Source organism: Flavobacterium sp. SORGH_AS_0622, assembly GCF_030818825.1.
Taxonomy (GTDB): domain Bacteria; phylum Bacteroidota; class Bacteroidia; order Flavobacteriales; family Flavobacteriaceae; genus Flavobacterium.
In genome coordinates, this window is sequence record NZ_JAUTAX010000001.1 from 2707189 (window position 1) to 2722869 (window position 15681).

Below are 15681 nucleotides of genomic sequence, written 5' to 3' on the forward strand. Positions count from 1 at the left end.
TAATATGGAAAGCCTCATGGAAAAACATCCCGTAAAAATATTAATAGTCGATGATAAGAAAGAAAACCTACTTTCTCTTCAAGTCATTCTGGCTGGTCAGGGATATGAATTTGTAGAAGCTTCTTCAGGTAAAGATGCTTTAAGAATACTCCTAAAAAACCAAGATTTTGCCATTATCCTCATGGATGTGCAGATGCCGCTTATGGACGGTTTTGAAACAGCCGAGCTCATACGCCAAAGTGATAAACTTAAGCATGTTCCTATTATCTTTCTAACAGCTAATATGGATACTTCCGACTATATTTTCAAAGGATACCAATCTGGAGCTGTAGATTATATGATTAAACCGCTTTCTTCAGAAATTCTTAAAGCCAAAGTTTTAGTTTTTACCGAATTGTATAAAAAGAATAAGGAACTGCAGCTTAAGGAAGAAGAAACAGCTGCCTTAAATCATAAAATTGTAAAAGCTAACGAAAAATTAGCTCAACAATATGCAGCTATTGAAAAATATGCGACAGAATTAAAACAGAAGAATGCGGAACTGGATGCATTTACTCAGATTTCCAGCCATGATCTTCAGGAACCGCTGCGAAAAATCCAGACTTTTTCCAACATGATTCTTACAAAAGAATATTCGAATTTGAGCGAAGATGGAAAATCAAAATTTGACAGGATTTTATATGCAGCCAACCGCATGCGAAATCTAATTAACGATTTACTAGTATTCTCACAAGCAAGCACTACGGAGCACATTTATGAACATACAGATCTAAGCGTCATTATCGAAAATGTGAAAGAAGCTCTCTCTGAAAACATCAAGGATAAAAAAGCTGTCATTACAACTGAACTACATGGTAAGATTTATATTATCCCATTTTTATTTGTACAACTGCTGGAAAACCTAACCAATAATGCTTTAAAATTTTCACAGAAAGATATTCCTCTTACCATTGAAATTAAAAGCCGTATGCTTTCTGGACAGGAATTAGAAAATGAAAAGTTACAGCCCGAGCAAAACTACTGCCACATTGCTTTTAAAGATAATGGGATTGGTTTTGATTCCCAGCACAGCGAGAAAATATTTGGTGTTTTTCAAAGACTGCACAGCAGAGATGATTACGATGGAACCGGAATAGGACTGGCTATTGTGAAAAAGATAGTAGACAATCATAACGGAATAATTACAGCGACAGGAAAACATATGGAAGGAGCCACTTTTCACATTTATATTCCTCAATAATTCTATCTTTCAGAGCATTTACTTTTCATTATACAAAGGATTAAAATAGTGTAGATACAGCCAATATTGCAATAATGAGAATATCAAGAAATCTTTATTGGCTGTTTAAAATAAAACCAATAAAAACGAAAAAACCCTGTTTCGATTAGAAACAGGGTTTTTGAAAAAAAGGCGGCGACATACTCTCCCACAATACTGCAGTACCATCTGCGCAGGCGGGCTTAACTACTCTGTTCGGGATGGGAAGAGGTGAGCCCCGCCGCAATAACCACCTTAAGGTTTTTAGTTATGGATTTTGGTTTTTAGTTTATTGTTTTTCAACTCAAAACTTATAACCCAGGACTCATAACTGCCCGCGACGGGCAAATATTTTAACATACTGAGATAAAGAAAAGTAAATTTGTTTAGAAAGTTTCTTCTCCCGGCCGCAGCCGGGAGAAAAGGGTGTACATAAGCTTACGGATTATTAGTACTACTCGACTATGACATTACTGCCTTTACATCTATAGCCTATCAACGTGGTCATCTTCCACGATCCTTAAAAGAAATCTCATCTTGTGGTGGGTTTCGCGCTTATATGCTTTCAGCGCTTATCCCTTCCAAACGTAGCTACTCTGCGGTGCCCCTGGCGGGACAACAGATACACTAGAGGTTTGTCCAATTCGGTCCTCTCGTACTAGAATCAGATCCACTCAAATTTCTAACGCCCGCAGTAGATAGAGACCGAACTGTCTCACGACGTTCTGAACCCAGCTCGCGTGCCACTTTAATGGGCGAACAGCCCAACCCTTGGGACCTTCTCCAGCCCCAGGATGTGACGAGCCGACATCGAGGTGCCAAACCCCCCCGTCGATATGAGCTCTTGGGGGAGATCAGCCTGTTATCCCCGGCGTACCTTTTATCCTTTGAGCGATGGCCCTTCCATGCGGAACCACCGGATCACTATGCTCTACTTTCGTACCTGATCGACCTGTATGTCTCTCAGTCAAGCTCCCTTATGCCATTGCACTCTACGCACGGTTACCAAGCGTACTGAGGGAACCTTTAGAAGCCTCCGTTACTCTTTTGGAGGCGACCACCCCAGTCAAACTACCCACCAAGCAATGTCCCCCGCTTTTGCGGGGTTAGGCCTCAGATAAACAAAGGGTTGTATTTCAACAATGACTCCAAAGCGCCTGGCGACGCCCCTTCAAAGTCTCCAACCTATCCTACACATCATTTATCCAAGGTCAATACTAAGCTATAGTAAAGGTGCACAGGGTCTTTTCGTCCCACTGCGGGTAAACGGCATCTTCACCGTTACTACAATTTCACCGAGCTCATGGCTGAGACAGTGTCCAGATCGTTACACCATTCGTGCAGGTCGGAACTTACCCGACAAGGAATTTCGCTACCTTAGGACCGTTATAGTTACGGCCGCCGTTTACTGGGGCTTCAATTCAATGCTTCTCCGAAGATAACATCTCCTCTTAACCTTCCAGCACCGGGCAGGTGTCAGGCCCTATACTTCATCTTACGATTTTGCAGAGCCCTGTGTTTTTGATAAACAGTCGCCTGGACCTCTTCACTGCGGCCCCGATTGCTCGGGGCGACCTTTCTCCCGAAGTTACAGGTCTATTTTGCCTAATTCCTTAGCCATGAATCTCTCGAGCACCTTAGGATTCTCTCCTCAACTACCTGTGTCGGTTTACGGTACTGGTGCTTATTACCTGAAGTTTAGAGGTTTTTCTTGGAAGCCCTTAGGCGCACTATCTCTTTGTCCGAAGACTCCGAGTACTATCGTATTTCACCATTCTCTGCGGATTTGCCTGCAGAGAATATAGCTAGGTACTTTAACGAACTATTCCGTCAGTCCGCGGCGCTTTCATCACTCCGTCACCCCATCACAGTAATAAGCAGTACGGGAATATTAACCCGTTGGCCATCGACTGTCCCTTTCGGGTTCGCCTTAGGACCAGACTAACCCACAGCTGATTAGCATAGCTGTGGAAACCTTAGTTTTTCGGTGTGCGGGTTTCTCGCCCGCATTATCGTTACTTATGCCTACATTTTCTTTTCTGACCGGTCCAGCATACCTTACGATACACCTTCTGCCCTGTCAGAATGCTCCCCTACCACTTACAGTAAACTGTAAATCCATAGCTTCGGTAATATGCTTATGCCCGATTATTATCCATGCTCGTCCGCTCGACTAGTGAGCTGTTACGCACTCTTTAAATGAATGGCTGCTTCCAAGCCAACATCCTAGCTGTCTGGGCAGACAAACCTCGTTCTTTCAACTTAGCATATATTTGGGGACCTTAGCTGATGGTCTGGGTTCTTTCCCTCTCGGACTTGGACCTTAGCACCCAAGCCCTCACTGTTATCAATCATTATACAGCATTCGGAGTTTGTCAGGAATTGGTAGGCGGTGAAGCCCCCGCATCCAATCAGTAGCTCTACCTCTGTATAACTAAAATAACGCTGCACCTAAATGCATTTCGGGGAGTACGAGCTATTTCCGAGTTTGATTGGCCTTTCACCCCTACCCACAGGTCATCCGAAGACTTTTCAACGTCAACCGGTTCGGTCCTCCACTGTGTGTTACCACAGCTTCAACCTGCCCATGGGTAGATCACACGGTTTCGCGTCTAACACTACTGACTAAAGCGCCCTATTCAGACTCGCTTTCGCTGCGGATCCATGTCTTAAACACTTATCCTTGCCAGCAACGTTAACTCGTAGGCTCATTATGCAAAAGGCACGCCGTCACCCCACGAAAGGGCTCCGACCGCTTGTAAGCGTATGGTTTCAGGATCTATTTCACTCCGTTATTCACGGTTCTTTTCACCTTTCCCTCACGGTACTGGTTCACTATCGGTCTCTCAGGAGTATTTAGCCTTAGCGGATGGTCCCGCCAAATTCAGACAGGGTTTCACGTGCCCCGCCCTACTCAGGATACCGCTATCTATTATACTCGTTGCCCGTACGGGACTGTCACCCTCTATGGTGCCCCTTTCCAGAAGCTTCCGGTTCCTTGTACATAAAATACCGCGGTCCTACAACCCCGGCACTGCCGTAACAGCACCGGTTTGGGCTAATCCGCGTTCGCTCGCCACTACTTACGGAATCACTTTTGTTTTCTTCTCCTCCGCCTACTTAGATGTTTCAGTTCAGCGGGTTTGCCCACCTATCGGTGTGCTATGCCTTCAGCATAGCGGGTTGCCCCATTCAGGTATCTGCGGATCAGTCGGTGTGTGCCCGTCCCCGCAGCTTTTCGCAGCTTATCACGCCTTTCATCGCCTCTGAGAGCCTAGGCATCCCCCATACGCCCTTATTTTGCTTATTGTACCAGTCTTAAAATCAATTATGACCGTTTTTTTTTGTTTTTTGTTACTAATAACAAAAAACGCTTTCTACTTTCTTATTATTTTCTTATCTCAATATGTCAATGAACTTTTGTCCTTTCGGACCTGTGGAGAATAACGGAGTCGAACCGTTGACCTCCTGCGTGCAAGGCAGGCGCTCTAGCCAGCTGAGCTAATCCCCCATTTTCTTAGTGATGAGTTATTAGTTATGAGTTATGAATTAGTTCTCATAAGGCCTCAACCCCTAAAATTTCCTTTTAATCAAGCTTACAGTCTTTTTTTATTCCGTCTTTTGTAATTTATAATTCATAATTTACAATTAACAATCTTAAAAAAGTAGTCCCGGGCAGACTCGAACTGCCGACCCCTACATTATCAGTGTAGTACTCTAACCAGCTGAGCTACGAGACTCTGTTTTACTTAATTTTCATTTCTTTTAAATTAACAGCAAGAGTAATACAATCTCCAATTCAGATACCTGCAGATAACCATCTTTTTTCCTCATCGTGCCTTTCAGCTAACAATTGAGGCTCTAGAAAGGAGGTGTTCCAGCCGCACCTTCCGGTACGGCTACCTTGTTACGACTTAGCCCTAGTTACCAGTTTTACCCTAGGCAGCTCCTTGCGGTCACCGACTTCAGGCACCCCCAGCTTCCATGGCTTGACGGGCGGTGTGTACAAGGCCCGGGAACGTATTCACCGGATCATGGCTGATATCCGATTACTAGCGATTCCAGCTTCACGGAGTCGAGTTGCAGACTCCGATCCGAACTGTGACCGGCTTTATAGATTCGCTCCTGGTCGCCCAGTGGCTGCTCTCTGTACCGGCCATTGTAGCACGTGTGTAGCCCAAGGCGTAAGGGCCGTGATGATTTGACGTCATCCCCACCTTCCTCACAGTTTGCACTGGCAGTCTTGTTAGAGTTCCCGACATGACTCGCTGGCAACTAACAACAGGGGTTGCGCTCGTTATAGGACTTAACCTGACACCTCACGGCACGAGCTGACGACAACCATGCAGCACCTTGTAAATTGTCTTGCGAAAGTTCTGTTTCCAAAACGGTCAATCTACATTTAAGCCTTGGTAAGGTTCCTCGCGTATCATCGAATTAAACCACATGCTCCACCGCTTGTGCGGGCCCCCGTCAATTCCTTTGAGTTTCATTCTTGCGAACGTACTCCCCAGGTGGGATACTTATCACTTTCGCTTAGCCACTGAAATTGCTTCCAACAGCTAGTATCCATCGTTTACGGCGTGGACTACCAGGGTATCTAATCCTGTTCGCTACCCACGCTTTCGTCCATCAGCGTCAATCCATTAGTAGTAACCTGCCTTCGCAATTGGTATTCCATGTAATCTCTAAGCATTTCACCGCTACACTACATATTCTAGTTACTTCCTAATAATTCAAGTCCAGCAGTATCAATGGCCGTTCCACCGTTGAGCGATGGGCTTTCACCACTGACTTACAAGACCGCCTACGGACCCTTTAAACCCAATGATTCCGGATAACGCTTGGATCCTCCGTATTACCGCGGCTGCTGGCACGGAGTTAGCCGATCCTTATTCTTACGATACCGTCAGGCTGATTCACGAATCAGTGTTTCTTCTCGTACAAAAGCAGTTTACAATCCATAGGACCGTCATCCTGCACGCGGCATGGCTGGATCAGGCTTGCGCCCATTGTCCAATATTCCTCACTGCTGCCTCCCGTAGGAGTCTGGTCCGTGTCTCAGTACCAGTGTGGGGGATCTCCCTCTCAGGACCCCTACCCATCGTTGCCTTGGTAAGCCGTTACCTTACCAACTAGCTAATGGGACGCATGCTCATCTTTCACCGTTGTGACTTTAATTACATCCCGATGCCGGGTCGTAATACTATGAGGTATTAATCCAAATTTCTCTGGGCTATCCCTCTGTGAAAGGCAGATTGCATACGCGTTACGCACCCGTGCGCCGGTCTCTAAATCCGAAGACTTATACCCCTCGACTTGCATGTGTTAAGCCTGCCGCTAGCGTTCATCCTGAGCCAGGATCAAACTCTTCATCGTATATTGTAATATTATACTGCGATGATTTATCTATCGGTTCTTTTCGAATCTTACGATTCTATTACTCTTATTCTTTTGTTTTAACATCTCTGTTAAAACGGCTGTCAATTCAATATGTCTACGAACGTGTCTTCTTTATCATTCCGCCTGTGTTTCAAAGCGGGTGCAAAAGTAGGGAGTTTATCAGTATTTACAATACTTTTTAATGACTTTTTTTAAATATTTTTCATGTTTTTTCTCTAAGTTTCTGATAACATTAGACTTAAGTATTTAAATTTTTAAAATTATTCAGGTAATTTTTCTTACAATATCTATTTTTAAGCAAAAGAAAATATAAAAACACTTATATTATTCAGCTCACAAATGTATTTACATACTTATGAAATGTAAAAATACAATATTCACAAAAGTCAAAACCTTATAAAAGTATATATTATAAGTTATTGTAGCAAAAATTCAATTACAGGATTTATCTGCCCTCAAGAATCTTTAACTCAAATAAATTATAATTTAAAATCCTGCAAAATTATTACAGTAACTCATTTATTAAAAAGACATCTTTAAAGTAGTCCTTTCATTTTATGTATTCGTTTGCTAATATAATGTTCACCATCTGGCAATAATGTCTGTCCTTTTGTAATCCATGAAATCCCGAAGGCTATTACAGCAATGGATTCAAAAATAAAAACAAAAGGAATCTTTTTAAATTTCCATCCCGCTATAAAATATATTCCCATAATCAGCAGAGAACCAATAATCACCCAGCCGCATATTTTATAGATAATATTACGCTTTCCTTTTTGAGTCAGGGAGCCATTAGATGATTTAATAGGGATATCTTCATTTTTCTTTACAAAAAACACTAAGGACATTATAGCAAGGCAGAATAGAAAAGTTGCAGCAAAGGCAAAATGCCACCATTTTCCAGTAATAAAATCAAATACTCCTCCGCTGCCGGTATGAACACTGTCCTGACAATCCAAACAGACTTTTGCAGTTGGCACAAATGCAACACCCATTCCGCAGATTCCTGCAATAAATGTTAAAAGCTGCTCTTTCCAGTTATAACCTTTATAAGTAATAAGCAATGTTCCTAAAACACACAAAACTACTACTAGTATATCACCACGGTCAGTATAGAAATAGTCGCTGATAGAGGGTTCAAAACCATAAAAATCAGATGGCCTTCTGGGAAATACTGATAAAATTACAGGAAGCAGTAATCCGCTGAAGCCTATAAGATTTCTTAATGTGAGGTACGAGAATACCAATTCATTATTTTGTTCTTTGGAATTATCAGATTTATTTTCTAAAGTGAGCAATTTATCAGTTTCTTCCATAATTGAAAATGTTAAGTTTATAAAATATTTTAAATTCCAACCCTTAAAAGTATTACAATCCTTTCAATTATTTATACGTCAAAATACTGATATAATTATTCTTTATTAATCTCCCGCCGAATTTAATCAATTATGGTAATATGCCAGGATTAATCCACTTAAGTTGTTCTAGCTTCTCAGATGAGTGCTATGTGGAAAATCTGCTGCTTCGAGAATACCCTTAACACATTGTAAATCATTGCAATCCTATAAAAATAGGATTTTATAATATAACAGGATTTTTTTTCCTGATAGTAACTTTGGCATAAACTAAAAAAATTAAAATTATGGAAGATAATGCAAACATAGGAAAAGTGGATGATGCTCATATCGATATTTCAGAACCGCAAGAAATTCAATATTGGTCCGAAAAATTAAATGTGCCTGAAGAAGTTTTGAAAAATGCTGTCAGAGCCGCTGGAACCAGTGTAGATGATTTTACTAAACATCTGACACAAAACATCTGATATTATGCCTTGGTATAACGGGGATTATCCCCCATCTTACAAGAATCAGCCGACCGAGCTTAGGGAAAAAGCAGTAGAAATAGCCAATGCCCTGCTTCTAGATGGTGCGGAAGAAGGAATTGCAATTGCTACAGGACTCAAACAGGCCAGGGAGCTCTTAAAAAATCACAAAGAGAAAACTGAAAAACCAGAAAATCATGGAAAGTAACAAGTATAAAGAAATTCATAATGAATCCGAAGATCAAGATATACTAAATGCTCCAAGCATTACGAATCAAGGATCTTCAGGAGAAAGTGCAGCAGAAACGGTGCATCTTAAAGACGGACCATGGCACGATAAGGAAAAAGAGAATAAAAATAATCCAGAAGGCAAGAGTATTAAAGAAGCTACCGATCCTTCAAAATTATTTAAATTTTAAAATAGTAAAGAACTAAATTATATAATTATGTCAAGAGAAAACTTCGATAATTACGATCAGGATGAACGTACCTATCACGCATCAGATGATTCCATAAATTCAGAACTTATTGAGAAAAAAGATCCCGCCATCAACCAGCATGAAAATGATACCACGGTAATACATAGTGATGCTTCAAAACATCCTAACCCCCGTCCAGATGAACGAGATCCTGATGCTAACAGAAGAACCTTAGATGAAGAGAAGGCAGTTGAAGATGACGAAGATAATTAACCCTCCTTCTAAAAAGTTGTCTTATATAGCACAACAAAAAGATGTGAACATAAGATCCTGAAAAGAGTTTTGTACTTTAAACTACTGATTCTCTTCAGGATTTTTTATATGCCGTAAAAGCAATTATTTACCGTGATGATTCACATCAAATTAATTGCATAAATTTGTATGACAGACTTTTTGATCAGTCTGCTTAAAATAAAATAAATAGATCAAAAAAATTACCGTTTTAAAATGAATGACCCGATTCTAGATAATCTTAATCCTAACCAACTGCAGGCCGTTAAAACCACGGAAGGCTACGTACGCGTTATCGCTGGAGCAGGATCAGGAAAAACAAAGGCGCTGACTTCCCGATTTGCCTATATTGTAGACAGGCTAGGGATTAATTCTTCCAACATACTCTGCGTGACTTTTACCAATAAAGCCGCTCAGGAAATGAAAAAACGTGTCAAGGCTCTCATAGGAGATAACTATGATGTGAGTTTTATTACTACCTATCACGGTTTTTGCGTAAGATTCCTGCGCGAGGAAATCAACAAAATACATTATCCGAAGAATTTTATCATTTTGGATGCCGAAGATCAGAAAAGCATACTCAGGGATGTTTTCACAGAGCTTCAGATCAATTCGAAACACTTGACTTTTAAACAAGTTTTACGCTTTATATCTAAGCAGAAAAGCACTTCAAATTACCTTGGTTATATACTTGAAAACAAAAGCTTTGAGCCTGATGAGAGTGATTCGTTATCAAGCCGTGTTTTCCAGATATACCTTGACAAGCAAAAACGAAATTATGCATTGGATTTTGATGATCTTATACATTTCACGGCGTTCATTTTAGACAACAATCCTGATGTACTTTTAAAGTGGCAGGAAAACCTGCACTATATTCAGGTTGATGAGGCACAGGACAGTTCTGAAAGCCAGTTTCATTTAGTTGAAATGCTCTCACGCGTACATCAGAACCTTTTTCTTGTTGGGGATCCAGATCAGACTATTTATGAATGGCGTGGAGCCAAACCTGAATATCTAGTGGAATTTGACACTATCTTTCCTGATACGCAGACCATCATTATGAATCGCAATTACCGCTCCACTCCTAATATCTTGAAGGTTGGTAATCATATCATCAAAAATAATACTATTAGGGTTGATAAGGATATGATCACCGATAAGCCCGAAGGCTTTGAAGTAGTGCATTTCCACGGAAAAAATGATTTTGAGGAGAGCCGCTGGATAGCTTCTGAAATAAAAGAAATATTGCAGTCCGAAGATGCTTCATACTCTGATATAACTATATTATACCGTTCCAACCATCTTTCCAGAAATATAGAGCAAGCGCTTATAAAAGACAATATTCCTTATACCATTTTTGGAGGAATCCGTTTCTTTGAGAGAAAAGAGATAAAAGACGTCCTTTCGATGTTACGCCTTATTGTTCAGGGGGATAATTTTTCTTTTCTACGCATGCACAATCAGCCCACAAGGGGTCTTGGCAAGAAATTTCTAGAAAGGCTTAGTCTTTTAGCCGGAGAGCAAAATCTCTCTCTGCTCCAGGCATTGGAAAAAAACATAGCCGATAAAGAACTCGCTAAAAAAGGTGCCGTAGATTTTCTGGCACTAATTAATGAACTTCGTGAAACTGCTAAAACCAAATCTATATCTGACCTGGTAAAAATCATACTGGATAAGAGCGGACTCTCTGATCTTTACCGAAAAGATGGTGATGAGGACAGGCTTGAAAATATTAAAGAACTTGTAAATTCAATGCTGCTCCTAGAAAAGGAAAATAATGCTCCTGTGAACATTGTCGAGTATCTGCAGGAAATTGCCTTGTATACAGATTTGGATGCCGATACCCAGCAGCAGGATAAGGTAAGACTTATGACCATTCATATTTCTAAAGGTCTTGAATTTCCTTATGTCTTTTTATGCGGCTTTACTGAAGGAATACTGCCGAGCGCTCTATCTATTAAAGAAAGAAGAAAACGTGCCATCGAGGAAGAACGAAGACTCATGTATGTGGCAGTTACACGCGCTGAGAAAAGATTTTATATGACTGATTCGGAGGGTTTTAATTTCACTACGGGCCTCAACAAATATCCTTCAAGGTTTCTCTTTGAAATCAGTGAGGAGTTTTATGTACGAAAAGGAAAACTTTCGCCAGAGATTATTCAAAACAATGAAACAAAATCCAATGTTTTACAAAGTGATACCCAAACAACATTTAAGGAGGGTAATCTGGTTATGCATCCGGTCTGGAATAAGGGGAAAGTAAAAACTGTAGATGTTGAAAAAAACCAATATATTGTGGAATTTGCTGCAATAGCAAAAGAAAAACCAATAGATTTCAGCTTTAAACACTTAACATATGTCGAAGATGCCGATACTGATGAAACTGCTGATTTTACTCCCCAAGACCTGCAACAACATTTAAAATCTGCTCCAAATCCCTTTGAAAAAACAGAACCTGAGCCGAAGAAAAACGTATTTGAAGAAACACAGGATTCCAGCTTAAATAAGGATAAGGATAGCGGGGAAGAAGAAAAAAAATGGTGGAAACCCTGGAGCTAGGATTTAGTAATACACGTAAAGCATGATTTTAGAATCTGAACTTTCGATCACTTTTTCCAGTCTTTTAAAAAATACATCGCTTACCATTGGACAGCCGTGACTGTTTATAATATAGTATTCTTTCTCTTCATCAGGAACTTCTTTATAACGGTGCAATACTATTGCTCTTTTCATTGCATTGCTGTTGGTCTGATCCAGTCCGCTTAGCCTGAAAGCCTTTCCAAAAACACCATTATAAGGCTTCTCCACTCCGTAGCGTCCAAGCGATGTGCAGTTAGAGTTTGGCGTATTGCTGAACTGCAAGATATCTCCTTTAATTCCAGTCTCCGATCCAGATCCGTGAGCAACAAGTCCTTGATCTAGTATCTTGTCATTTTGAAGGTCATATACAAAGAAACGATTTCTTCCTGATTTGATTTTCATATCCACTAGAAAAGCAATCTTATTGCTGTATCCGCGGTTAGAAGCAGTAAAGGATTTGATTTCGCTTACGTGCTCAGTAAGTCTTACAAATTCTACTTCCGTTAATATTTCCTTAGTATCCGCTCTATTGTAGGTAGTGAACGAACTTAAAGAAAAAAGCAGTGCCATTAAAAATATTCTCATATGCAGGCATTATATTAAGTTAAACAGTAGATTGGGGTACTATCAATTACTTTTGATGTTGCAAAATTATGATAAAATTTTACACTATTCCCATGTTTCTGATGTTAAATATATGATAAATATTTGAAATCATGCTAATTAGCTTCTGTTTTTTTTCTTAAAATAAAAAATTATTAGGATAATCCAGAATTTCAGTATGTTTTTTGAAGTTAAATCTATTTAATTTAAGAACATTCAAGTGCTGTCGGGGTATAAATCTCTTTTATGATTTATTTTTCTTTGCAAATTAAGCAAGGTCATATGGCAATTATATAAAGTTGTATAAAAACCTTATAATAAAAATAATAAGTGCTATTCTCAATTTTGATAAAATCAATACTGCTTAGCTTTTAATCACTAGTTATAATTAAAAAAGGAACTTAAATAATTCCCCTCCAATGATTATATCAAGAAATAAAATAAAAAAAAATCTACTGGTTTTGTACTTTGTACTTCCCGCGCTTGGCTTTGGGCAGGTGCAGGAGTATAGTCCAAAGATTGCACTAGCCGTGGAAACTTATGCTTTTTTAAAGGGCCGAAGTGCTGCACTTAAAAACATTGCCAAACAATTTCCTGCACTTAAAAGTGAAATTACAACAGCAACAAAGAGCACAGCAGTTTTGTTTGCCCGAGCAGAACAAAATATAGAGCAGTTTCTGTCCAATGAATTACCTGAGGAAAGCTTCAATGCTTTAAAAAATCAACTGAATGCTATGCTTACCGAGCAGACAGAAAGACCTATTGAAAGGGAGCAGCATGCACGTGATTTTCTTGAAAAAATCAGTAGTAAATCGAGCACATTAAATACGCTTCAGTCAAAAGGAATTATTTCATTTGCTTATCATGATGTACCACACCAAGAAATTACAGATGGACATTTAAAAATTTTTACTACAAAAGATCATCCCAAGGCTGCAGAAACCGATCTGGAAATACCTATCCCTGCAAGCTGGCAGGCCCAAGAAGCAGAAATGACTCAAACTGTGCAGCAGTTTACGAGCTTTCACGGGAAAGGGATTGAAAAAATACTGCTACTCATATATGATCTGCCTGCAGACCAAAATTTTAAATTGGATAAAAAATCAGTCTCAGAAATTATACCACCCCAGACTGAACTGATTCGTACAGAAGCAATTAAAATTGACGGCAGACCTGCAATAATGGTTGAAGTAGAAGAAAACATACCTCACGAAAAAATAAAAATACGCATGCTGCAGTTTATGTTTACCCAAGACCGAAAATTATACTGTATTCAAGGTAGTATCGGACCTGTAGAAAGCAATAAAAACCTTGACCTTCATATTAAAAAATATGAACCTCTCTTCCGCCTAATTGCCTCCAGAACACAAGTTGGAAAATAATTTACAATTTACAGCATAATTTAATTGTGCAAATGCCAATGGTGTAGCAACCTAAAATCAATGGAAATCTTACAAATAGCAGGAATTCAAATTTCAATCTAAAAGCAATTCCCTACATTACGTTATGACTCATCAGGTTTATAACTTCCTTCGTCTGGATATTTAATGCTTCCTTTTAATTCCTCAACGCGCGCGGGGTCAAATTCAGGCAGCTGAAGTTCATTATTATCTTTCCACTTTTTAACCTTTTGTAAAACTTCTGCTGTTTTTTCACTGGATAAAGCAGTATCCTTTGACATATATAATGTCTGAGAAGGATAAGCTAATGCAGTGCCGCTATTTTCGATTATATCCATCATACGCAGTAACAGATCTTCTTGAACTTCTTGTGATTTATCAAAATTAACAGCTTCTATATATGCTGTAATTTCTACTTTCAAAGCATCGGCTGTTATTCCTGTAAATCGTACTACAGGTGGCGAATTGAGTACTGCGGGATGTGCATATAACAATGAGCGGAGCTCTACCAGAAGATAGCGCATTTGGTCTGGAGCTGTATCCATCCTAAAATTAAAGATGGGATTAAAGATAAAGCGGTCACGGTGGGCAAAATTTTCTATTTTACTGGCCGATAATTGTCCATTGGGAATTGTTACTATGGTTCGCGCAGAAGTACGAAGTGTTGTGGAACGCATTCCAATTGATTCTACGGTGCCTTTAATATCATCTACTCGGCAGTAATCACCTACCCGCAGGGGCTGGTCGGCAATGAGACTGACACTTCCAACGAAATTCTCTATAGTTTTCTGAGCACCCAAGGCCAGGGCGATACCTCCTATTCCTAATGCCGCAAGTCCTGCTGTAACGTCAACGCCGATAATTCCCAGCAACGCAATTATACCTATGAAAACAATAGCAGCTTTGGTGGTACGGCTTAGAAATAATATGGCAGATACGGCAGAAATACGTCCTCGCCTATTCATTCTGCTGCGGGTATAAAGGCTTACGAAATCAGTCAGCCTCCAGAGCAGAATTAGAAAAGCGACAATTCCAATAGTGATTATAATAATGCTGAAGCGCTGGCGTACAATGATCGAAATTCCCATTCGCTGGGTTAAGGCTACAAATAAAATAACAGTGAGATACATCATAACCGGCAGCGAAAAAGCTTCTATAACAGCTTTTCCTTTTTCACTCGCTGCTTTCCGCCATACTTTTTGTATAATATAACCAGCTGCAAAAAGTAACAGTCTGGATAGCAGGTAAGATACAACAGTCATCACCACTACTACTGCCCAGTGCCCTATGGGAACATTACCAAGTTTTCGCTCTTTTAAAACCGACGGGAGCACGCGATCCAAAAAAGTCTTTTCGCCCGAGATATCGGCAGACATAATTGACTCTACAGTTTCAGCCGAAAAGAGCCATAAGGCAGGCTCACTGTCATCTGACTGGTTTTCTACGTACAACGGTATGGTTGTTTTGCCTGCTGCAATATTTCCAACAAGATCCACACCTGCTGCTAGATCATCATCTGTTCTTCCAGTTTCTTTATTGCTGACAATGGATGATGGAGAAAGATTACCTCCCTGATCCAGCAGCTGCTGAAAGGTCTTAGCTATTTTAATTCGATCAGCAGTTCTACGATACGAACGTTTACTTAAAACAAAATATTGACTGGCTCTTAGATAGTTCTGTTCGCCTATAGCTTTAATAAATCCATTAACCGTTCCCTGCGGCGTTCTTCTTCCCAGAGAATCTTCAGGTACTTTTACAGACTCTTCAACAGGAGTTTTAGCTGCACCTAACAACTGAGCCATTGTTGTATTTGGCAGCAGTAGTGCAAACAGCATACACAGCAGTAAACGCTTAATATCTAAAATCATATATTATTTCTTTTTCACCACTTTATCTACTAAAATT

10 protein-coding genes, 2 tRNA genes and 3 rRNA genes are annotated in these 15681 nt (G+C 40.0%); 7 read left to right on the top strand and 8 right to left on the bottom strand.

Annotated features, from left to right (window positions below; genetic code table 11):
- Positions 1-4 precede the first annotated feature (4 nt).
- Positions 5-1240 carry a response regulator gene (locus QE431_RS11820; protein WP_134142912.1) on the top strand — a complete coding sequence of 412 codons (1236 nt, stop codon included), beginning with the start codon at positions 5-7 and terminating at the stop codon, positions 1238-1240.
- A 166-nt stretch (positions 1241-1406) separates the two neighbouring features.
- On the opposite strand, the gene rrf is transcribed toward QE431_RS11820, so the two are convergent.
- The 6 genes from rrf to QE431_RS11850 form a co-directional block, all read right to left on the bottom strand.
- Positions 1407-1516: ribosomal RNA gene (gene rrf, locus QE431_RS11825) — 5S ribosomal RNA — on the bottom strand.
- 170 nt (positions 1517-1686) lie between these two features.
- A 23S ribosomal RNA gene (locus QE431_RS11830) occupies positions 1687-4568 on the bottom strand.
- Positions 4569-4695: 127 nt separating this feature from the next.
- Positions 4696-4769: transfer RNA gene (locus QE431_RS11835), tRNA-Ala, on the bottom strand.
- A gap of 155 nt (positions 4770-4924) precedes the next feature.
- Positions 4925-4998 (bottom strand) — tRNA-Ile (locus QE431_RS11840).
- A 125-nt stretch (positions 4999-5123) separates the two neighbouring features.
- Positions 5124-6637 (bottom strand): 16S ribosomal RNA (locus QE431_RS11845).
- The 16S, 23S and 5S rRNA genes sit together here with 2 tRNA genes alongside, the layout of an rRNA operon.
- Before the next feature lie 560 nt (positions 6638-7197).
- Positions 7198-7977, bottom strand: a complete 780-nt coding sequence (locus QE431_RS11850; RefSeq protein ID WP_307296044.1) for a hypothetical protein — start codon at positions 7975-7977, stop codon at positions 7198-7200.
- A gap of 326 nt (positions 7978-8303) precedes the next feature.
- On the opposite strand from QE431_RS11850, the gene QE431_RS11855 reads away from it, so the two are divergent.
- The 5 genes from QE431_RS11855 (at position 8304) to QE431_RS11875 (ending at position 11752) form a co-directional block, all read left to right on the top strand.
- Complete coding sequence (locus QE431_RS11855) at positions 8304-8483, top strand: DUF3606 domain-containing protein (RefSeq protein WP_057116008.1); 180 nt, start codon at positions 8304-8306, stop codon at positions 8481-8483.
- Between the two features lie 4 nt (positions 8484-8487).
- Positions 8488-8691 carry a hypothetical protein gene (locus QE431_RS11860; protein ID WP_057116009.1) on the top strand — a complete coding sequence of 68 codons (204 nt, stop codon included), beginning with the start codon at positions 8488-8490 and terminating at the stop codon, positions 8689-8691.
- Positions 8681-8902, top strand: coding sequence for a hypothetical protein (locus QE431_RS11865; RefSeq protein WP_307296052.1), 222 nt, complete (start codon positions 8681-8683; stop codon positions 8900-8902). Before QE431_RS11860 ends, QE431_RS11865 begins: the two co-directional genes overlap by 11 nt.
- Before the next feature lie 27 nt (positions 8903-8929).
- Positions 8930-9175 carry a hypothetical protein gene (locus tag QE431_RS11870; RefSeq protein ID WP_307296055.1) on the top strand — a complete coding sequence of 82 codons (246 nt, stop codon included), beginning with the start codon at positions 8930-8932 and terminating at the stop codon, positions 9173-9175.
- Positions 9176-9409: 234 nt separating this feature from the next.
- Positions 9410-11752 (top strand): ATP-dependent helicase, encoded by a 2343-nt coding sequence (locus QE431_RS11875; RefSeq protein ID WP_307296057.1) that lies wholly within the window; start codon positions 9410-9412, stop codon positions 11750-11752.
- 3 nt (positions 11753-11755) lie between these two features.
- Here QE431_RS11875 and QE431_RS11880 read toward each other — a convergent pair whose 3' ends face one another.
- Positions 11756-12358 carry a murein L,D-transpeptidase catalytic domain-containing protein gene (locus tag QE431_RS11880; RefSeq protein ID WP_057116012.1) on the bottom strand — a complete coding sequence of 201 codons (603 nt, stop codon included), beginning with the start codon at positions 12356-12358 and terminating at the stop codon, positions 11756-11758.
- Positions 12359-12795: 437 nt separating this feature from the next.
- On the opposite strand from QE431_RS11880, the gene QE431_RS11885 reads away from it, so the two are divergent.
- A complete protein-coding gene (locus tag QE431_RS11885) occupies positions 12796-13758 on the top strand; it encodes a hypothetical protein (protein ID WP_307296060.1) in 963 nt (320 codons plus the stop codon).
- 122 nt (positions 13759-13880) lie between these two features.
- Here QE431_RS11885 and QE431_RS11890 read toward each other — a convergent pair whose 3' ends face one another.
- A complete protein-coding gene (locus tag QE431_RS11890; protein WP_307296062.1) occupies positions 13881-15644 on the bottom strand; it encodes a mechanosensitive ion channel family protein in 1764 nt (587 codons plus the stop codon).
- Positions 15645-15681: the final 37 nt, after the last annotated feature.